The 19,541-nt window shown below is 66.1% G+C and carries 14 protein-coding genes and 1 tRNA gene; 11 read left to right on the forward strand and 4 right to left on the reverse strand.

Annotated elements, in window-relative coordinates; all coding sequences use genetic code 11:
* The first annotated feature begins 15 nt into the window (after window positions 1-15).
* Genes V9K97_RS07545 through V9K97_RS07575 form a run of 7 tightly spaced genes read left to right on the forward strand, consistent with a single transcriptional unit; the run spans window position 16 to window position 6,654 of the window.
* Window positions 16-1,239 (forward strand): pilus assembly protein TadG-related protein, encoded by a 1,224-nt coding sequence (locus V9K97_RS07545; protein WP_337317296.1) that lies wholly within the window; start codon window positions 16-18, stop codon window positions 1,237-1,239.
* 5 nt (window positions 1,240-1,244) lie between these two features.
* Window positions 1,245-1,706 (forward strand): TadE/TadG family type IV pilus assembly protein, encoded by a 462-nt coding sequence (locus V9K97_RS07550; RefSeq protein WP_337317297.1) that lies wholly within the window; start codon window positions 1,245-1,247, stop codon window positions 1,704-1,706.
* Window positions 1,703-2,131: a TadE/TadG family type IV pilus assembly protein gene (locus V9K97_RS07555; RefSeq protein WP_126749168.1), complete on the forward strand. Its 429-nt coding sequence runs from the start codon at window positions 1,703-1,705 to the stop codon at window positions 2,129-2,131. Before V9K97_RS07550 ends, V9K97_RS07555 begins: the two co-directional genes overlap by 4 nt.
* 19 nt (window positions 2,132-2,150) lie before the next feature.
* Entirely contained in the window at window positions 2,151-3,302 is a 1,152-nt protein-coding gene (locus tag V9K97_RS07560) for an AAA family ATPase (RefSeq protein ID WP_337317299.1), read from the forward strand.
* A gap of 54 nt (window positions 3,303-3,356) precedes the next feature.
* Window positions 3,357-4,730, forward strand: coding sequence for a CpaF family protein (locus V9K97_RS07565; RefSeq protein ID WP_337317300.1), 1,374 nt, complete (start codon window positions 3,357-3,359; stop codon window positions 4,728-4,730).
* A gap of 10 nt (window positions 4,731-4,740) precedes the next feature.
* Window positions 4,741-5,733: a type II secretion system F family protein gene (locus tag V9K97_RS07570; protein WP_337317302.1), complete on the forward strand. Its 993-nt coding sequence runs from the start codon at window positions 4,741-4,743 to the stop codon at window positions 5,731-5,733.
* A gap of 12 nt (window positions 5,734-5,745) precedes the next feature.
* Window positions 5,746-6,654: a type II secretion system F family protein gene (locus V9K97_RS07575; protein ID WP_258504941.1), complete on the forward strand. Its 909-nt coding sequence runs from the start codon at window positions 5,746-5,748 to the stop codon at window positions 6,652-6,654.
* Between the two features lie 15 nt (window positions 6,655-6,669).
* Here the strand turns inward: V9K97_RS07575 and V9K97_RS07580 are convergent, their stop codons facing one another.
* The 3 genes from V9K97_RS07580 to V9K97_RS07590 all read right to left on the reverse strand — a co-directional run bounded on the left by V9K97_RS07580 (window position 6,670) and on the right by V9K97_RS07590 (window position 9,490).
* Window positions 6,670-7,365 (reverse strand): response regulator transcription factor, encoded by a 696-nt coding sequence (locus V9K97_RS07580; protein WP_337317303.1) that lies wholly within the window; start codon window positions 7,363-7,365, stop codon window positions 6,670-6,672.
* Window positions 7,366-7,387: 22 nt separating this feature from the next.
* The gene (locus tag V9K97_RS07585) at window positions 7,388-9,076 is read right to left on the reverse strand and encodes a sensor histidine kinase (protein WP_258504944.1); all 1,689 of its coding nucleotides are present in this window, start codon (window positions 9,074-9,076) and stop codon (window positions 7,388-7,390) included.
* Window positions 9,077-9,414: 338 nt separating this feature from the next.
* Window positions 9,415-9,490, reverse strand: a tRNA-Ala gene (locus V9K97_RS07590).
* Window positions 9,491-9,593: 103 nt separating this feature from the next.
* On the opposite strand from V9K97_RS07590, the gene V9K97_RS07595 reads away from it, so the two are divergent.
* Window positions 9,594-10,460 (forward strand): alpha/beta hydrolase, encoded by an 867-nt coding sequence (locus tag V9K97_RS07595; RefSeq protein ID WP_337317305.1) that lies wholly within the window; start codon window positions 9,594-9,596, stop codon window positions 10,458-10,460.
* A 21-nt stretch (window positions 10,461-10,481) separates the two neighbouring features.
* Here the strand turns inward: V9K97_RS07595 and V9K97_RS07600 are convergent, their stop codons facing one another.
* Window positions 10,482-11,459, reverse strand: coding sequence for a GMP reductase (locus V9K97_RS07600; protein WP_337317306.1), 978 nt, complete (start codon window positions 11,457-11,459; stop codon window positions 10,482-10,484).
* Between the two features lie 205 nt (window positions 11,460-11,664).
* On the opposite strand from V9K97_RS07600, the gene V9K97_RS07605 reads away from it, so the two are divergent.
* The 3 genes from V9K97_RS07605 (at window position 11,665) to V9K97_RS07615 (ending at window position 19,516) form a co-directional block, all read left to right on the forward strand.
* On the forward strand, window positions 11,665-14,070 hold the full coding sequence (locus tag V9K97_RS07605) for a UvrD-helicase domain-containing protein (protein WP_337317308.1): 2,406 nt from the start codon (window positions 11,665-11,667) through the stop codon (window positions 14,068-14,070).
* A gap of 122 nt (window positions 14,071-14,192) precedes the next feature.
* Window positions 14,193-17,996, forward strand: a complete 3,804-nt coding sequence (locus tag V9K97_RS07610) for a DUF2339 domain-containing protein (RefSeq protein ID WP_337317309.1) — start codon at window positions 14,193-14,195, stop codon at window positions 17,994-17,996.
* Entirely contained in the window at window positions 17,993-19,516 is a 1,524-nt protein-coding gene (locus V9K97_RS07615) for a DUF3999 domain-containing protein (RefSeq protein ID WP_337317311.1), read from the forward strand. Before V9K97_RS07610 ends, V9K97_RS07615 begins: the two co-directional genes overlap by 4 nt.
* Window positions 19,517-19,541: the final 25 nt, after the last annotated feature.

Here is a 19,541-nt window from a genome sequence, read left to right on the forward strand (position 1 = left end):
CACAGGAAGCCGATCATGCAAGTCCGCCACCCCGGCCGCCGCCAGCGCGGCGCAATGATCATCACCACTGCACTGGTCCTGCTGTTCCTCCTCGGATTCATGGGCATTGCGCTGGACTTCGGTCACCTGTTCGTCGTGCGGACAGAGCTTCAGACCGCCGTCGACAGTTGCGCGCTGGCCGCCGCGCGCGAGCTCGACAAGCAGGGCAACGCGATCACGCGGGCCCAAAGCGCGGGCCAGACCGCCGGTAACGCGAACCGGGTCAACATGCAGTCGGCCACGTGGAGCGGGGAGGGCCAGCTCGTCCTCGCCGACATCACGTTCCGCGATGCCTCGTATGCGCCCACGGTCGACCCCGCAGTGGCCACCTATGCGCAGTGCGTACACACCCAGCCCAATATCGTCATCTGGCTCATGAAGGCCATGGGGGCCTTCTCCGGCAATGCCGCTGCCTATCCTGCGACAGGCAGCGTCTTCGCCAGCGCAGTGGCCACACGGGCCAGTGCGCAGACCACCTGCCCGATCCCCGTCGCCCTCAAGCCCAAGGCCGGAGGCGTTGCGCCGAACTACGGGCTCAGCGTGGGCGACTGGGTGAAGCTGATCCAGGCGCAGAACGCATCCGCCGGCGGAGAGATCGGTTGGGCCAATCTCGACGGCAGCAACAGCGCCTCGGAAACCGAAGCCGAACTGAACAACCACTGCGGAACGAAAGTGGGCGACACACTCGGCACGCCCGGTGTGCAGACCTCGGTGGTCGATGTCTGGAACCAGCGCTTCGGCATCTACAAGAACAGCGGCGATCCAAGCGTGCAGCGGCCCGACTACACGGGCTACGCCTATACCGCCGCCACCTGGCCCGCGCAGTCCAACGCCTTTGGCGACTTCCTGGCCAAGCGCGCGGCCTTCTCTTCCTGTGCCGCTACCGGCAAGGTGAAGGACTGCGAAGACCTCACCGGGCTTTCGCTCAACAGCTTCCAGAAGCTGGCCACCTCGGGCAACGTCACCGGAGGCCACAAGCAATATGGGCTGGACCGGCGTGTGGTCACCGTGCCGGTGATCGACGGCGGCGGACGTGTCATCGACTACGCCTGCATGCTGATGCTGCAGCCGCTGACCATTCCGATGAGCGACACATGGCTCGAGTTCCGCGGCAATGCGGGTGCGGCCGGCAGCCCCTGCACCACCAGCGGACTCGCCGGTGGCACGGCCGGGCCCCTGGTGCCCGTTCTGGTGAGGTGAAGCGAATGAAAAGGCCTACGAACCACAAGCAGCGCGGCGCGGCGCTGGTCGAGCTGGCGCTCATCACGCCGCTCCTGCTGCTGCTCACCTTCATCACGACCGAGTTCGGCCGGGCGATGTACGAATACAACCTGGTCGTCAAGTCGACGCGCGATGCGGTTCGCTACCTGTCGGTCCAGACGCCTGGCACGCACATCACCGAGGCGCGCAACCTGATGGTGTTCGGCAACACCGCCGGCACCGGTACGCCGCTCGCGCGCGGCCTGAGCCTTTCGAATGTGCCCGCGGACAGCTGCTGCACCTGGCAGTCGGCGGGGGCCAACCCGCTCATCACCACGGTGACGGTGCGCATCAGCAGCTACACCTTCCATTCGCTCTTTCCTTCGGTGATGGGCCTCGCGTTTGCCGATGCGAACGGCAACATCGTTTTCAGCGACATCACCGCCACCATGAGGGCTCCATCATGAGACACCGCACATCGGGGGCGACCACCGTGGAGTTTGCGCTGGGCCTGCTCATCTTTCTCATGCTGCTGTTGGGCATCGTGGACTTTTCGCGGATGCTGTTCACATGGAGCATGGCCAGCGAGGCCACGCGTGCCGGCGCGCGCTATGCGGTGGTCTGCGACGATACCGCCCAGCAGGCGCTGGTGCTGGCCCGCATGCAGGCCTTGCTGCCGCAGATCACTGCCGTGAGCGTGGCCTGGACACCGGCCAGCTGCACGGCCGCCACCTGCCAGGGCGTCACGGTGGGCATCACCGGGCTCAACTACCAATGGATCTCGCCCATCGTCGGTGCCGCTGCGCCGCTCATCCCGATGCCGAGTTTTTCCACCTTCCTGCCGCGTGAGGTGATGCGCAAGGACCCCCACAGCCCGACCATTTGCTCGTAGAGACGAAACGGAACCCGCCATGAAGATCTCCATCATCTCCCCCAATGCCGGCCATCTGCAGGACATGCGCAAGGTGCTCGAGGCCCGCTCCCATGTGGTCTCGCCGTTCGAAGGCGGCAAGAGCCGCATGCAATGGGTGGTCGAACGATCGGCACCCGAGCTCCTGCTGGTGGACGGCATGTGCTGCGACCCTCATGAGCTGGCGATGGTGGAGCAGCTCACCATGCGCCATCCCGCGATTGCGGTGGTGCTGCTGTGCGCCATGCAGACGCCGGAGTTCCTGATTCTTGCCATGCGTTCGGGCGTGCGCGAAGTGCTGCCTTCGCCGCCCGAGCCCGCGGCGCTGGAGGCGGCCGTGGAGCGCATTGCGCTCAAGATGGCCGGCACGCAGGCGCGCGAGCCGGGGCAGGTGGTGGCGTTCATGCCGTGCAAGGGCGGCAGCGGCGCCACCTTTCTTGCGACCAACATCGGGCATCAGCTCTCCATGCGCCGCTCGGTGCTGCTGATCGACCTGAACCTGCAGTTCGGCGATGCGCTGTCCTACGTGTGCGACCTGCGGCCCACTTCCACGGTGGCCGACGTGGCGCGCGACATCGGCCGGCTCGATGCCTCCTTGCTTGCCGCCAGTGCGGTGAAGGTGGCGCCGGGCTTCAGCATTCTTGCCGCGCCGGAAGACCTTTCGCGTGCCCTGGAGGTCAAGGCCGAGCACATCGATGCCATCCTGCAGGTGGCCGTGGCGCAGTACGACTTCGTGCTGTTCGACCTTGGCCTGCGCGTCGATCCGCTCGCCATCCGTGTGATGGACCGCGCGGACCGCATCTTTCCGGTGCTCCAGCCCAGCCTGCCGCACATCCGCAACGTGACGCGTCTCATGCAGATGTTCAAGTCGCTCGGCTACCCGGCCGGCAAGGTCGAGCTGCTGGTCAACCGCAGCGCGGGCGGCACGGAGATCGGCTTGTCCGATATGCGCCGTTCACTCGGCGGGGCCACGCTGGTCAGCGTGCCCGACGGCGGCAAGGACGTGGACGCCTCGATCAACCGCGGCGTGCCGCTGGCGGAGATGTCGCGCGGCAGTGCGCTCTGCAAGCGGCTGGTTGAAATTGCCCACACGCTCAGTCCGCGCCAGAAAGAAGCGCCGGGCTTCATCGGCCGGCTCTTCCGCCGCGCCTGACGCCCGCTTTGCATCGCCGCGAATCTTCTTCCTCCAACAGCAAGGCAGGTCCACATGTCATTCAGAGAACAGCTCAATGCGATCGAAGCCGAGCCGGTCGCGCGCCCCACGGTTTTGCCCGTGGCCGATGCCGCGCTTTCATCCTTTGCCTCGGACTCCTACAAGCTCCTGAAGGAGCGAATGCACCTGAAGCTGCTGGACCGCTTCGACCTGGCGGTGCTCGAAACCCTGAAGCCCGAGGTGCTGCGCCACGAGATCTCCACGATGGTTGCGCGGCTGCTGCAGGAAGAACCCGAGGCGCTGAACGACATCGAGCGGCGTACGCTCATCCGCGACATCCAGCACGAGATGCTCGGCTTCGGGCCCATCGAGCTGCTGATGGCGGACCCCACCGTGTCGGACATCCTGGTCAACTCGCACGACCAGATCTATGTCGAGCGCAAGGGCCGGCTGGAACTCACGGACGTGAGCTTCACCGACGAGAAGCACCTGCTGCGCATCATCGACAAGATCGTTTCGCTGGTGGGGCGGCGCATCGACGAATCCAGCCCCATGGTCGATGCCAGGCTGCCGGACGGGTCGCGTGTCAATGCGGTGGTGGCACCGGTGGCGCTGGATGGCCCGATGATGTCGATTCGCCGCTTCGCGAAGATCCCGCTGAAGATGGAGAACCTGGTGGACGACCTCAAGACGCTCACGCCGCAAATGGCGCTGATGCTCGAGGGGCTGGCCAGCTCGAAGATCAACATGCTGATCTCCGGCGGCACCGGCGCCGGCAAGACGACGCTGCTGAACATTTTGTCGGGCTTCATTCCCGTCACCGAACGCATCATCACCATCGAGGACGCGGCCGAGCTCCAGTTGCAGCAGCCGCACGTCGCCCGCATGGAAACCCGGCCAATGAACATCGAAGGCAAGGGCGAGATCACGCAGCGTGCGCTGGTGCGCAACGCGCTGCGCATGCGGCCCGACCGCATCGTCATCGGCGAAGTGCGCGGCGCAGAGGCGGTCGACATGCTGCAGGCCATGAACACCGGCCATGAAGGCTCGCTGACCACCATCCACGCCAACAGCCCGCGCGATGCGCTGGCGCGGCTGGAGAACATGATCAGCATGGCCAACCTGAACCTTCCGCATCATTCCGTGCGCCAGCAGATCGCCTCGGCCATCACCGTTGTGATCCAGGTCCTGCGCATGGTCGACGGCCGCCGCAAGGTCACCAGCATCCAGGAGATCACCGGCATGGAGGGCGAGGTGGTCACCATGCAGGAGATCTTCGCGTACCGCCAGACCGGCATGGGCCCCGATGGCCGCGTGCGCGGCTACTTCCATGCCACCGGCGTGCGGCCGAAATTCGTCGAGCGCCTGCACTCCTTCGGCGTGGTGCTGCCCGACACCATGTTCGATCCCGACAAGCACTACGAATAAGGAGCCTCTCATGTTTCAGAACCTGGTTGGCGACACGCTCATTACCCTGTCGGTGCTGGTCTTGGTGACGGTGCTGCTGGTGATCGAAGGCCTCTACATGCTCTGGCGCGCATACCGCGGCCCCGATGCGCAGAAGATCGGCAAGCGGCTGCAGGCGCTGTCGGCCGCCAGCGACCGCGTTGCGCAAACCCGGCTCGTGAAGGACCGGGTGCTCAGCGACGCACCGTGGATGCAACGCGTTCTGCTGAAGCTTCCGCGGGCCCACCGCCTGGACCGCTTCATTCTCCAGGCCGGGCTGGAGTGGACGGTATCCCACGTGCTGTTGGCCTGCGCGCTGTCGGGCATGGTCGTTTTCGCGGCGATGGTGTCGCTCGCAAACCAGCCCGCCTGGATCGCCTTGCTCGTGGGCGCAGCCGGCGCGGCGGTGCCGCTGCTCTACCTGAATCACCGGCGCAGCCGCCGCCTGGCGCATCTTGAGCGGCAATTGCCGGACGCACTCGACCTGGTGACGCGCGCACTGCGCGCGGGCCATTCGTTCGCGAGCAGCGTGCAGATGATCGGTGAGGAAATGTCCGAGCCCATCGCCGGCGAGTTCCGCATGGTGGCCGACGAGGTCGGCTTCGGCGTTTCGCTGCAGCAGGCGCTCACGAACATGAGCGAGCGCGTTCCGCTTACCGACCTTCGCTACTTCGTGGTGTCGGTGCTGATCCAGCGCGACTCCGGCGGCAACCTGACCGAGGTGCTCGGCAACCTGAGCAAGCTCATCCGCGACCGCCTCAAGCTGCTGGCGCGGGTGCGGGTGCTGTCGTCGGAAGGGCGCCTGTCGGCCTGGATCCTCGGGCTTATGCCCTTCGCCCTTGCAGTGCTCATGAACACCTTCAATCCGGAGTTCATGTCGCCGCTGTGGACCGATCCGATCGGCATCACGGCAGTCAAGTACATGCTGGGCTTGATGGTGATCGGCGTGCTGATCCTGCGCAAGATTGTGAAGATTCGTGTCTGAAGGAGAAATGCCATGCTGCTTCCCATCCTCGTTTTCGTGACCGTGTCTCTTGCCATCGGCGGATTCGCGGTCTGGATGCTACCCACGCGCACCGAGCAGCGCCTGAGGGCGGTGGCGCCTTCTTCGGGCAAGTCGGCCTGGACCGAAACCGCCGTCAAGATCGTCGGCCCTTTCGCACAGCTGTCTTCGCCCACGGGCGATGGCGAGACGTCTCCGCTGCGGCTGAAGTTCCTGAACGCGGGCATCCGCCACCCGGACGCGAGCCTTTTCTACTTCGGCTTGAAGACGCTGCTGCCGCTGGGCTTTGCGGGGCTCGCCTTTGTGGCGGTACGCGCGGCAGGCGCGGACGACGGAGTCACGACCTTGCTGTGGCTGGCGGTGGTGGCGTTGTTCGGCTGCTATCTGCCCAACATCGTGCTGCGCATGATGATCAAGGAGCGACAACGCGACATCTTCGAGAATTTCCCCGATGCCGCCGACCTGATGCTGGTGTGCGTCGAGGCAGGCCTGGGGCTGGACGCCGCGCTGGTCAAGGTCACGGAGGAAATTCGCGTCAAGAGCGAGGCCCTGGCGCAGGAGCTGCACTGGACCAACCTCGAGATGCGCGCAGGCGGCACGCGCGAGAAGTCGCTGCACAACCTTGCGCTTCGTACCGGCGTGGAAGAAATCGGAACCTTCGCGACCATGCTGACCCAGGCCGACCGCTTCGGCACCAGCGTGGGCGAGTCGCTGCGCGTGTTCTCGGACGACCTGCGCCACAAGCGCCAGGTTCGCGCGGAAGAGCTTGCCGCGAAGGTCCCGACCAAGATGCTGCTGCCGCTGGTGCTGTGCATCTTTCCATGCATCTCGATGGTCATCCTGACGCCCGCGGCCATCCGGGTGATTCGCATCATTTCGCCGATGCTCAGTGGCGGGCTTTGAAGCCTCGGCGCCCGCTCAGTGGGGCGCGGCAGCGTCGAGCTGGTGCTTGATGGCGTAGATGTACAGCTCGAGCCGGTTCGCCACGCCCAGCTTCTGGTAGATCGACGTGAGATGGTTGCGGAACGTGTGCTCGGTCACGAAGAGCCGCGAAGCCAGCGTCTTGTTGGGGGCGCCGCTGCCCTGGACGACCGCCTGGATGACCTGCCGCTCTTTGTGCGTGAGGCTGGCCAGCCTGGCTGCTTCGGGGTTGACCTTCGCGGGCTTCCTGGGCGCGGTCAGTTCCGAGAAAACACGGCTCATGGCCTGCGGGTCGACGCACAGCTCGCCCTTGTGCACGCGCTCGATCGCGTCGAGCACCTGCTCCGCGGAAGCGTCCTTGTGCAGCACGCCCCTTGCGCCGCGCAGCACTGCGAGATCCAGCGTCTGCTGGCTGCGCTCGCCGGTGAGGATGAGCGCACGCGACACCTCGTTCGACAGCAGCATCGGAAGAATGTCCAGCGCAGACCGGCCACCCAGGTCCAGGTCGAGCACGATCACGTCGGGCGCGAATCGCCCGGTTCGCTCCAGCGCGTCTTCGCAGCAGTTGGCTGTGGCAACGACCTTCATGCGCGGCTGCTCGCCGTCGATCAGTCTCGACAGGCCCCACAGCATGGTCTGGTGGTCGTCCACCAGCATGACGCCGATGGGCTGGGTGGTGGTAGCGGGTTGCATGGTTGCACCTCTTCCTTCTTCATCAGATGGGTATTTCGACCAAAACGGCCGTGGCGCCGCCCGCGCCCTGGGTGACTTGCGCGCGGCCGCCAAGGGCCGCCGCGCGTTCGCTGATGGAGCGGGGGCGGAAGTTCGCGAACTCCGTGCCGCAGCTCTCGTTTTCGATCCGGATGTGCAGCTTGCCGTTCGTGCAGCCGATACGGATGCAGCCGCGATGTGCGTGCGTGTGCTTGCAGATGTTGTTCAGCCCCTCGCGCACCAGCTGAAGCACTTCGGCCGTCATCCGGTCGTCCAGGTGGACGTCGCTTTCAAGCAGGATCGCGATGTCGATCCCATAGAGCGTCTTGATGCGCGCCGCCTGCTTGTGCAGGTGCGGAAGAATGAATTCGCAGCGCGCGTCGCCGCCGTGCTTGACGGCGCCGGCATAGCGCCGCAGGTCCGTCACCACGCTCTCGGCCATGCTGGCCAGCTTTTCAAGGTCGTCGATCAGCGGGTTGTCGGCCGCCGCCTTCTTGCGCAGGGCGCTCAGCCCCAGCTTGAGGCCGATGTAGGGCTGGATTGCCGTGTCGTGCAGGTCCAGCGAGATCTTCAGGCGCTCCTTCGAAGCCGCTTCCGAAGCCATCCGGTCCAGCACCTCGATGGTTTCGATGACCGGGAAGACGTGTCCCATGATGTGCGCCAGGAACAGCGCGTCGGACTTGCGGAATTGCCCGTCGCGAGACGACACGAAGACCCGGCCCTCGCCCAGCCGCATCGGCAGCGGTGCGCTCATGAAGGAGCGGGCCTCCAGCATTGCGGCAACGGCCGAACTGCGGCGTGCTCCGTGTTCGTCCAGCGCAAACCAGCGGTGGTTGCGCGGCTCGCAGGCATGGCCCTCGGCCCGCAGCCAGTTCAGCGGCCAGGGCCGGCGGTTGTTCAGCACGATGCGTTCTCCGGACAGCGCCATGAGCGGCGAGTCGGAAATGCGGTTGATCGTCTCGACGCTGACGGCGTCCGCCGCATCGCCTTCCTTGAGCGTGCGCATGACCCAGCTGCCGGTTTCCGAATCCCGCATCAGCAGGATGCAGTGGCTCGCCTTGAAGAAGTCGAGCGTTCTTTCCATGGTGCTGGCAATCGTGCGGTTCACGCCGAACCGGGGGTTCGACAGCCGGCTTACCTGGCCCAGCAGCGAGAGGCGCCGCCGCAACTCGACCTTCGATCCACCCCAGTGGCCGATCATGTGCCCCAGCGCCAGCAGGAACGTGGTGCGCATGAGCAACTGCGGCGTGTAGGTGTCGGTACCGGTGGCCAGGCTGCAGGCGGCGAACGACGCCACGGAGGCCATCGTCACCCTGGCGCCTTCTTCATAGCCCCAGCGGAACGACGAAGTGAGGATGACGAAGAAGTAGAAGAGAAAGTAAAGGCTCGGAAGACCGCCCGTTACGAATATGAGCACCGTGAACCACAGCACATCGAACCAGTGGATCGCCTTGCCCCGGAAATAGCGCTGTCCTGTGCGTGTGCAGATGTAAACACTGACGCTGTAGAGCAGGTAGCTGGCGAATGCCAGCCACATGGGGCTGCTGATGTGCCTTTGTGCCTCGCCTGCGTCAACCGCGACCGCCAGCACGGCGGAGATCGACAGCACCAGCCGCATCCTTGCAACCATGACCGCGTCGGCGGTAAGGTTGAAGTCGGTCCCGCAGTCCGGGTCGAAGGAGGTGGCTGGCACGGCGTTGTTCCAGTACGTTGAGCAATCTCATGCTCCGCTGGTGTGTCCGGAGGGCCGCCAGCCTTGGCGTTCCGGAAAATTGAGTACTGGGCCCGCTCTGTTCACGTTTGATACCAAAGGTTTAATGTGAAGATTTCACAATACTACTTTGGTAGTCAAATGCAATACTTTGTTTCTGTGCTTACGCGGGTAATTTTGTTACCAAATGAAAACTTTCGTCCTCTTTTATGTAACTGTAACCGGCGGCTGGTGAAGGGCGCAACAGCGATAAACCGGAGTCAACGCCAGTGCAAGAAAAGAGGGCTCGGAAGAAATCCGAGCCCTTTTTGCATGGGTGTTGGTGGAGAGGATGAGGATCGAACTCACGACCTCCGCATTGCGAACGCGGCGCTCTCCCAGCTGAGCTACCCCCCCAACGCAGGCCGGATTTTAACCAGAACACCCCTGCAAGCGCATGCGGCAAACCCAGGATGCGCCAAGATGCACGGTCTCCAAAAAAGAAGGAAGCAGGAACCGCATGGCATCGCACGACCCCGCCTGGCTGGAAGGCATGTACAACAACCTCGCGAGGGTGAAAGACCACCCTGCGTACTTCAAGCGATGGGCAGGCGATTCCGTTGCCGCGCGCGAGGCTCTCGCCGGCCGGATCGACGTGCCCTACGGCCAGGGCATCAACGAAACGCTCGACATCTTTCCCGCCCCCGTGCCCGGTGCGCCGGTGCTGGTGTTCATTCATGGCGGCTATTGGCGTGCGATGGACAAGCGCGACCATTCCTTCATTGCGCCCGCATTCAACGACCGCGGCGTGTGCGTGGTCATGCCCAACTACGCGCTGTGCCCCGGAACGGCGGAGCAGCCCGTGACCGTGCCGGGCATCCTCATGCAGATGGTGCGTGCGCTCGAGTGGACCTGGCGGAACGCCGCGAGCTTTGGCGCGGACCCGTCGCGCATTACCGTGGCCGGGCATTCGGCCGGCGGTCACATGGCGGCCACGCTGCTCGCCTGCAACTGGAAGGCGGTTGCGCCCGATCTTCCGGCGCAAGTGGTGCGCAATGCGTTGTCGATCTCGGGCCTTTACGACCTTCGGCCGCTGCAGCGCACGCCGTTCCTCGCGAACGTGCTCAAGCTCAGCGATGCGGACGCGTTGCGCGCCAGCCCGGCGCTGTGGCCGGCCCCGGCGCGCGGCCAGCTGCATGCGGTGGTGGGCGGCGATGAGAGCGAGGAGTTCCTGCGCCACAACGAGTTGATCCGCGAGGCATGGGGCCGCAACACCGTGCCCGTGTGCGAAACGCTGCCGGGCCTGAACCACTTCAGCGTCGTCGATGCGCTGGCCGATCCCGCCCACAGCTTGCATCGGCAAGCGGTGCAACTCCTGGAGGCTTGACCGCCCGGCCGGGCAGGGCGCCTACATCAGCAGGTGCTCGCCCGCGTTGTCGCCGCCCAGCGTGACGTAGTTGACCTTGCGGATGTCCATCAGCGTGCGGCCGCCCGCGTAGCTGATGGAGCTCTGCACGTCCTGCTCCATCTCGACCAGCGTCTCGGCCAGCTTGCCCTTGATGGGCTCGAGGATGCGCTTGCCCTCGACGTGCTTGTACTCGCCCTTGTTGAAGTCGCTGGCCGAGCCGTAGTACTCCTTGAAGAGCACGCCGTCGACTTCGACCGTCTTGCCCGGCGATTCCTCATGGCCCGCGAAGAGCGAGCCGATCATCACCATTGACGCGCCGAAGCGCACGCTCTTGGCAATGTCGCCGTGGTCGCGAATGCCGCCGTCCGCAATGATCGGCTTGGTGGCCACGCGCGCGCACCACTTGAGCGCGCTGAGCTGCCAGCCACCCGTGCCGAAACCTGTCTTGAGCTTGGTGATGCACACCTTGCCCGGGCCGATGCCAACCTTGGTGGCATCTGCGCCCCAGTTCTCCAGGTCGATCACGGCTTCGGGCGTGCCAACGTTGCCGGCAATCACGAAGGAACCCGGCAGCTTCTGCTTCAGGTAGCCGATCATGTTCTTCACGCTGTCGGCATGGCCGTGCGCAATGTCGATGGTGATGTATTCGGGCACCAGGCCCTCGGCCGCCAGCTGGTCGACCGTGTCGTAGTCGGGTTTCTTCACGCCCAGCGAGATGGAGGCGAACACGCCCTTGCCCTGCATTTCCTTGACGAACTTGACGTTGTCCAGGTCGAAGCGGTGCATCACGTAGAAGTAGCCGTTCTGCGCAAGCCAGAGGCAGATCGACTCGTCGACCACCGTCTTCATGTTGGCCGGCACCACCGGCAGGCGGAAGCTGCGCGCGCCCAGCGTCACGCTGGTGTCGCACTCCGAGCGGCTTTCCACGCGGCACTTGCGCGGAAGCAAAAGGATGTTGTCGTAATCGAAAATCTGCATGACCAGGCTCCTGAAAAGGAATCGTTGAAACGAACGAATGAGCGCTTGGTCCGGCCGGTTTCCGGGGCGTTTCGGAAAAGAAACGCCCACAAAAAACCGGACGCAAGAAACTTGGGCCCGGTGATTGATTTTACGCAGGGTGTCGAAGGCAGGTCTTCCAGTTCTTCATATAACCCGCATACGAGTTGGTTTCTACAATCGACGGATGTTGTTTAACGAACCTGCGGCTGATGCCAACCCCCTGGAACTGCCGCTGCTGCAGAACCTGAACCCGGAGCAGCGCGCCGCGGTCACCCTTCCCGCGGGCAATGCCCTCATCCTGGCCGGCGCCGGCTCGGGCAAGACCCGGGTGCTGACCACCCGCATCGCCTGGCTGCTCCAGACCGGCCAGGTCTCCGCCGGCGGCATCCTGGCCGTGACCTTCACCAACAAGGCCGCCAAGGAAATGATGACGCGGCTCACGGCCATGCTGCCGGTCAATGTGCGGGGCATGTGGATCGGCACCTTCCACGGCTTGTGCAACCGCCTTTTGCGCGCGCACTGGAAGCTGGCCAACCTGCCTTCCACCTTCCAGATCCTCGACACGCAAGACCAGCTTTCGGCCATCAAGCGGCTGATGAAGCAGTTCAACGTGGACGACGAGCGCTTTCCGGCCAAGCAGACGCAGTGGTTCATTGCGGGCGCCAAGGAAGACGGACTGCGCCCGCGCGACGTGGAAATCCGCAGCGACGACGACCGAAAGAAGGTAGAGCTGTACCAGCTCTACGAAGAACAGTGCCAGCGCGAAGGCGTGGTCGATTTCGGCGAGCTCATGCTGCGCAGCTACGAACTGCTGCGCGACAACGACCCGGTGCGCGAGCACTACCAGCGGCGCTTCCGCCATATCCTGATCGACGAGTTCCAGGACACCAACCGGCTGCAGTACGCGTGGATCAAGATGCTTTCGGGCAACACGGTGGCGGGCCAGTTCACGCCCGGCCAGAACAGCGTGATTGCAGTGGGCGACGACGACCAGAGCATCTACGCCTTCCGCGGCGCGCGCGTGGGCAACATGGCCGACTTTGTGCGCGAGTTCGACGTGCAGCACCAGATCAAGCTCGAGCAGAACTACCGCAGCTACAGCAACATTCTCGATTCGGCCAACGAGCTCATCAGCCACAACAAGAAGCGCCTGGGCAAGAACCTGCGCACCGACCAAGGCCCCGGCGAGCCGGTGCGCGTGTACGAGTCGCCCACCGACCTGGCCGAGGCGCAGTGGATGGTCGAGGAAATGCGCCAGCTCGTGCGCGACGGCTTCGACCGCAAGGAAATGGCCGTGCTCTACCGCAGCAATGCGCAGAGCCGGGTGATCGAAACGGCGCTTTTCAATGCCTCGGTACCGTACCGCGTGTACGGCGGGCTGCGCTTCTTCGAGCGGGCTGAAATCAAGCACGCGCTGGCCTATCTGCGCCTGCTCGAGAACAAGGACGACGACACCAGCTTCCTGCGCGTGGTCAACTTTCCGCCGCGCGGTATCGGCGCGCGCACGCTCGAGCAGCTGCAGGACGCGGCGCGCACGGCCGGCCGCTCGCTGCACGATGCGGTGAGCGTTGTCGGCGGCAAGGCGGGGGCGAACCTTACGGGCTTCGTCGCCAAGATCGACGTGCTGCGCGAGCAGACGCAGGGCGTCAGCCTGCGCGAGATCATCGAGCTGGTGCTCGACCACAGCGGCCTTGTCGAACACTACAAGGCCGACCGCGAAGGCGCCGACCGCATCGAGAATCTGGAAGAACTGGTGAACGCGGCCGAGAGCTTCGTCACTCAGGAAGGCTTCGGCCGCGATGCGGTGGCACTGCCCATCGACGAACTGCGGCAGTCGCCCGCCAGCCAGGGCATTGACCTGACCCGCCCCGTGGTCGACGAGCCGCTGGCGCCCGACGCCGAAACCGGCGAAACGCTGAGCCCGCTGGCCGCGTTCCTCACGCACGCGGCGCTCGAATCGGGCGACAACCAGGCACAGGCCGGGCAGGACGCCGTCCAGCTGATGACCGTTCACGCGGCCAAGGGCCTGGAGTTCGACTGTGTGTTCATCACCGGCATGGAAGAGGGCCTGTTCCCGCACGAAAACTCGATGAGCGATTTCGAAAGCCTCGAGGAAGAGCGCCGCCTGATGTACGTGGCGATCACGCGGGCGCGCAAGCGCCTGTACCTGAGCCATTCGCAAACGCGCATGCTGCACGGCCAGACGCGCTACAACGTGAAGAGCCGCTTCTTCGAAGAGCTGCCCGAGGGCGCGCTCAAGTGGCTCACGCCCAAGAACCAGGCGTTCACGCCGTCGGCCTTCGGCTACGGCGGCGGCTATGCGAGCACCCGCGGCGGTGGCGGCAGCTACAGCAGCGGTGGCAGCTACGGCGGCAGCAAGGACACCTTTGCGAGCCCGCCGGTGCCGCCGCAGAAAACCGCACCGTCGCACGGCCTGCGGTCGGGCATGCAGGTGTTCCACAACAAGTTCGGCGAAGGCACCGTGCTGTCGCTCGAAGGCACGGGCGACGATGCGCGCGCGCAGGTCAAGTTCACGCGGCATGGCGTCAAGTGGCTTGCGCTGTCGGTCGCCAAGCTCACGCCGGTGTAAGCGCCGCCAAGTTTGCTATTAAACAAATAGCTGACCGTGCAATAGCCACGGGCGTTTGCGGCGGTTTTTAAAGAGGCAATCGCCGTACACTCCATGCTCGCCAAAAACAAGGGGAGCTGAGGATGTGGTTCATTGGCATGATTGCCGGCCTTTTCATAGGGGCCATCGCAGAGTCGGTTCCGGCTGCGCTGATATTGGCCGTCGTCGGAGCTTTCGCGCTGCCGAAAATCGTCGGCAAGAAGAGCACCGCCGAGCCTGAGCGCACCGAGGCCGAGCGCGCGCAGCCTCCCGGCATTGCATCCGCGTCCGGCACCGCTGCGTCAACGGCCCCGGCGGGCGGCATGCTGAAGCTGCAGCAACGCGTGGCCGAACTCGAACAGCGCGTGAGCATGCTCGAGCGGCGGCTCACGCAGGGCGCTGGCGAAGCGGCGCCTGCCGATGAACAATCCATCTCCGCAGCGAGTGCTTCCGCAACGCTGGTGGCGCAGCCGGTTCCCATTGCCCTGCCGGCCACACCGATCCCGCCAGCCACGCCGAACCCCATCGCACGGCCCGCGCAGGCGGCCGCAGCCGCCGCAGCCGCGGCGCGTGCCTCGATGCCGGGCACGTCGCCCGCGGCTGCCGAGCCAGCGCCCGCGCCTGCTCCGGCCAAGCCGCCGGTTGCCATGCCGGCGCCCCGGCGCCTGCCTCCCCCGCCGCCTCCGCCGACGATCCCGCTGCGCGAGCGCTTGCCCGCACCCATCGCCAACCTGATCTTCGGCGGCAACATGCTGGTGAAGCTCGGCGTGCTGATCCTTTTCCTGGGGCTCGCCTTTTTGCTGCGCTACACGGCTGAACGCGTCACAGTGCCTGTCGAGCTGCGCTATGCCGCCGTGGCGCTGGTGGGCGCGGGCCTGCTGGCACTGGGCTGGTTCCTGCGCCGCAAGCGCACCAGCTATGCGCTGATCCTGCAGGGCGCCGGCATCGGCATTTTCTATCTGACGACGCTCGCGGCGATGAAGGTGCACGAGCTGCTGCCACCGACGGCCGGCTTCGCTTTCCTGTTCGGCGTGGCCGCGCTGAGCGCGGTGCTGGCGGTGCTGCAGAACGCACCGCTGCTGGCCATTGTTGCGGCGCTCGAGGGTTTTGCGGCGCCGGTGCTTGCCTCCACCGGGCAGAACCGGCCCGTGGGCCTCTTCACCTACCTGCTGGTGCTCGACGTCGGCATTGTGCTGATCGCCTGGTTCAAGGCCTGGCGGGTGCTCAACCTGATCGGTTTTGTCGGCACCTTCACGCTGGCTGCGGGCTGGGCGCAGAAGTACTACACAGACGACCAGTACGGCATCGTGCAGCCGTTCCTGCTGGTGTTCTTCCTGATGTTCGTCGCGGTGGGCCTGCTGTTCGCGCGCCGCACGCTGTTCGACGCACCCGTGCAGCCCGCAGAGCCGCTGGCCACCCGCGCGCTCGACACGCTGCGGCGCGCGGGCCGCGTCGACAGCTCGCTGGTGTTCGGCACGCCGATGGTCGCGTTCGGCATGCAGTACCTGCTCATGCAGCCGTGGGAATACGGCGCCGCCTTCTCGGCGATGGCGCTCGCGGCCTTTTACCTGGTGCTGGGGCGGCTGGTGTTCGCCACACAGCCCAAGGGCCTGGCGCTGCTTGCGGAGGCCTACGCCATCGTGGGCGTGATCTTCGGCACGTTGGCCATTCCGCTCGGCCTCGAAGGCCGCTGGACGGGCGCGGCCTGGGCGGTCGAGGCAGCTGGCATGTACTGGCTGGGCGCGCGGCAAGGGCGCGTGTATGCGCGGGCGTTCTCGTTCCTGGTGTTCGCCGGTGCGGTGTGGAAGTTGCTCGAAGCCACGCAACTCGATGCGGCGCCGGGGCATCCGCTGCTGCAGGGTTCGGTGATCGGCCCGATGCTGGTGGCGGTGAGCGCGTTCGCAATGTGGGCCATTCACCGGCGCGCCAAGCTCGACGAGGGCAACGGCTGGGAAGCGCTGGTGGGCACCGCCTTGCCGTGGCTCGGCATGGGCGCGCTCACGCTGCTGCTGTGGCAGTGGTTCACGCCGCCGTGGGCGGCGGCTGCGACGGCTTTGCTCGCCTCCGCCGCTTTTGCGGTGGCGGTGCGCTTCAAGCTCCGGCCGCTGGCTTTCGTGACCTATGGCATGCAGGCGCTGGCGGTGGCTGGCTTCATTGCCACCCTGCATCGCGCGGCCGATGTGCGCGGCAGCGCCGACGAGGTGCTTGCAAGCGGCTGGCAGGGCGCGGTGGCGGCAAGCCTCATTGCGCTGAGCCTGCTCGGCAGCGCCGCATGGTCGATGCTGCAGGCGCACCGCGCCGCATTGGCACGCGGCATTCAGCCGGTGTGGTCACTCGGCAATGCCGTCGCGGTGATCGCCGGCGTGGGCCTGCTGCACCTCGCAATGCTGTTCCAGGTGAGCCTGGCACAGGCCGCGCTGCTGTGGCCGCTCACGGCCACGGTCGTGCTCTGGGTGGCGCTGCGCATTGCGCACAAGCCGCTCGCGGCACTAGCCGGCTTGCTGCAGGTTGTCTCGGCGCTGCTGTATGTCTTCGGCCAGATCTGGATCTTCGACGGCAGTACACCGCCCGCGGCCTTCGCGCACCTGGGCTTCTGGACACCGGTGGTGCTGGGGCTCGCAGCCCTGCTGGCCGGCGCGTGGATGAGCGGCGAGGCATGGCGGTGCGCCACCGAAGGCGCCACCACGGCCAAACGCACGCGCTGGAACAACGACTGGTGCGCCAACCCGGCCGTGCTGTGGGCACCGGTGATCTGGGGGCTGGGCTGGTGGCTATTCGGCTGGCTTGCCGAAACCGCCGCAGTGCTGCAGCGCAACGCAATGGCCGGCCATGTGGCCGCGGCTGCTCTCGCCGTCGTGCTGGTCACTTCGGCGCTGTCGGCCGTGGTGGCGCACCGGCGCGGCTGGCCGCAGTTGGGCCAGGCCACGTTGGCCACGCTGCCGGGCCTGGTGCTGATCGCGGCCTACGGTGTGGCCTTGGCTGCGCCGCTGGTCTACGTGCCTTCGAGCGCGCTGGGCTGGGCGGCCTGGCCGCTGGCGCTGCTGTGGCACCTGCGGCTGCTGCATGCGCAAAAACGCTGGCTTGCTCCGGCGGCGCTGGCGCCTTTCCACCTGGCGGGTTTCTGGTTCTTCCTGCTGCTGGCAGCGCGCGAATGCCAATGGCAGCTGGGGCGCATCGGCGCGGAATGGTCGAGCTGGCAGCTGCTGGGCTGGGCCATGGTTCCCGCCGTCGCGCTCTGGCTGCTGTGCTCGCGCGCACTGCTGCAACGCTGGCCGCTCTCCGAGTACCGCGCCGCGTACCTCGAGTTCGCGGCAATGCCGGTGGCGGCCTACCTGCTCGCATGGGTGTGGGTGACCAACGGAACGAGCCCGGGCAATGCCGCGCCGCTGCCCTATGTGCCGCTGCTGAACCCGCTGGAACTGGCGCAGTGGCTGGTGCTGTTTGCGCTGGTGCTCTGGTGGCGGGCCTTGCCGCAAGGGTCGTTCGCGCGCGTGCAGCCGATGGTGGCAAAGGGCGTGCTCGGCGTTACCGGCCTGGCGCTGCTGACCGGCGCGGTGCTGCGCACCTGCCACCACTATGCGGGCGTCGAGTGGCGCTTCGATGCGCTCTACGCATCGTGGCTCACGCAGGCGGCGCTCTCAATCACCTGGGCGATCTGCGGCGTGATCGCGATGGTGCTCGGCCACTCTCGCGGCGTGCGCACGCTGTGGGTCGGCGGCGCCGCGTTGCTGGGCGTTGTGGTGCTGAAATTGTTCTTCGTCGAACTGGCGGACAGGGGAGGCCTGTTCCGCATCGTGTCGTTCATTGCGGTGGGTGCATTGCTCCTGCTTGTAGGTTATTTCGCCCCGGTGCCGCCGAAGAAAAACGAAATGGAGAAAGATGTGTTGGCCGAAGGAGGTGCAGCATGAAAACGGGTGCGAAGCCCTTGCGCCATGTGGTGCGAATTGGTCTGGCCGTGGCGTTGGCAACGGCCGGGTTCGGTGCTGCCTGGGCGCAGCCTCCCGCCACCGCGCCGATTGCCCTGCAAGGCAGCGGGCCGTACCACCGGCTCACGCTGCCGCTCGGCATTCATGCCCACGCCGCATACGGCGATCTGCGCGACCTGCGGGTTCGCAATGCGGCAGGCAACGCGGTGCCCTATGCATGGCTGCGCAACGAGGCGGCGGAGCCTCGCCTTGCCTCGAAAGACGTGCCGATTTTCGCGCTGCCTGCAAGCGCGGCGGATGCATCTGAAGACGCAGCGTTGAGCTTCAAGGTGCGTCCCGACGGCTCCCTGGCGCTCGCCCGCAAGCCGGCGCGCAAGCAAGACGACGCCGCGCAATGGCTCATCGATGCGAGCCAGCTCAAGGGCAGCCTGCTGCAGGCGCGCTTCGAAATGGCGCCCGAGGCGCGCGGCCTGTTCGCCTTCAGGCTCGAGGCCAGCGACGACCTGCGGAACTGGCGGCCCATCGGGGGCGAAGAGCAACTGGTACGGCTGGCGCATGGCGGACAGACCATCGAGCGGCTGGCCGTCGACCTGGACAACGTGCAAGCACGGTTCCTGCGCCTGCGCTGGAGCGACCCGAAGAACGGCGCACCGCTGACCAGCGTGGCGATCGACAGCGTGCAAGAGGTGGAACCCGTCGCGCCGCTCGAATGGTCGGGCGCGCTGAGGCCGGAGCGCTGCGGCACCGACCATTGCGACTACGCGTTGCCGCGCGGCGTTCCGGTCGAAAGCCTCCGCGTCGACCTGGCCGACGTCAACACGCTGGCGCAGGTCGGGATTTCAGGCTTGCCTGCTGCCGTTCCGTCGGTTGCCTCCGAGCCGCCGCGCGTGTCGCGCAATCCGCTGTATGCCTTGCGGCACCAGCAGCGTCGGCCGGCATCGTCTTCTTCAGGCACGCCGGGCGAAGTGCCGCTGCTCGACACCGTGGTGTATCGCCTCGCGCAGGCCGGCGGCGAAGCGCGCTCGCCGCTGCTGGCGCTCGACGGCACGAGCTATTCGCACCTGCGGCTTCGCACCTCGGGCCCGGTGAGCCTGCTGGGCGCAACGCCTCCGACGATTTCGGTAGCCGCCACGCCGCGCACGCTGGTGTTCCTGGCACAAGGCGCCGCGCCGTTCTCGCTCACGTGGAGTACGGCATCCGAAAAGAACGCAGTGCAGGGTAGCGCGCCGGGCGCGGCCCTGGCGCTGGCTACGCTGGTGCCGGGCTACAACCCGAACAAGCCCGTGGCGGCAGACCAGGCCACCGTTGCGTTGCCGCCGCCGCCGGTGGCGGCCGTCGATGCCGTGGTGGCAGCTACGGCGCAGCTGCCGGTGCCCACGCAGCCGGATCCCTCGCGCAAGTGGTGGCTGTGGGGAGCGCTGGGCGTCGGCTTTCTGCTGCTGGCCGGCATGGCATGGTCGCTTTTCGCCAGCCTGCGCAAGGACCGGGCTCCGGCCGGTTGACGAAGAGACTCCGGCCCGCGGGCCG

The sequence above is a fragment of the Variovorax sp. CCNWLW186 genome (genome assembly GCF_037203865.1).
In the GTDB taxonomy this organism is placed as follows: domain Bacteria; phylum Pseudomonadota; class Gammaproteobacteria; order Burkholderiales; family Burkholderiaceae_C; genus Variovorax.

Excerpts from the sequence above, each read along its gene's own strand:
- V9K97_RS07545 (WP_337317296.1), top strand. The coding sequence starts at position 16 with ATGCAAGTCCGCCACCCCGGCCGCCGCCAGCGCGGCGCAATGATCATC.
- V9K97_RS07550 (WP_337317297.1), top strand. The coding sequence starts at position 1,245 with ATGAAAAGGCCTACGAACCACAAGCAGCGCGGCGCGGCGCTGGTCGAG.
- V9K97_RS07555 (WP_126749168.1), top strand. The coding sequence starts at position 1,703 with ATGAGACACCGCACATCGGGGGCGACCACCGTGGAGTTTGCGCTGGGC.
- V9K97_RS07560 (WP_337317299.1), top strand. The coding sequence starts at position 2,151 with ATGAAGATCTCCATCATCTCCCCCAATGCCGGCCATCTGCAGGACATG.
- V9K97_RS07565 (WP_337317300.1), top strand. The coding sequence starts at position 3,357 with ATGTCATTCAGAGAACAGCTCAATGCGATCGAAGCCGAGCCGGTCGCG.
- V9K97_RS07570 (WP_337317302.1), top strand. The coding sequence starts at position 4,741 with ATGTTTCAGAACCTGGTTGGCGACACGCTCATTACCCTGTCGGTGCTG.
- V9K97_RS07575 (WP_258504941.1), top strand. The coding sequence starts at position 5,746 with ATGCTGCTTCCCATCCTCGTTTTCGTGACCGTGTCTCTTGCCATCGGC.
- V9K97_RS07580 (WP_337317303.1), bottom strand. The coding sequence starts at position 7,365 with ATGCAACCCGCTACCACCACCCAGCCCATCGGCGTCATGCTGGTGGAC.
- V9K97_RS07595 (WP_337317305.1), top strand. The coding sequence starts at position 9,594 with ATGGCATCGCACGACCCCGCCTGGCTGGAAGGCATGTACAACAACCTC.
- V9K97_RS07600 (WP_337317306.1), bottom strand. The coding sequence starts at position 11,459 with ATGCAGATTTTCGATTACGACAACATCCTTTTGCTTCCGCGCAAGTGC.
- V9K97_RS07605 (WP_337317308.1), top strand. The coding sequence starts at position 11,665 with ATGTTGTTTAACGAACCTGCGGCTGATGCCAACCCCCTGGAACTGCCG.
- V9K97_RS07610 (WP_337317309.1), top strand. The coding sequence starts at position 14,193 with ATGTGGTTCATTGGCATGATTGCCGGCCTTTTCATAGGGGCCATCGCA.
- V9K97_RS07615 (WP_337317311.1), top strand. The coding sequence starts at position 17,993 with ATGAAAACGGGTGCGAAGCCCTTGCGCCATGTGGTGCGAATTGGTCTG.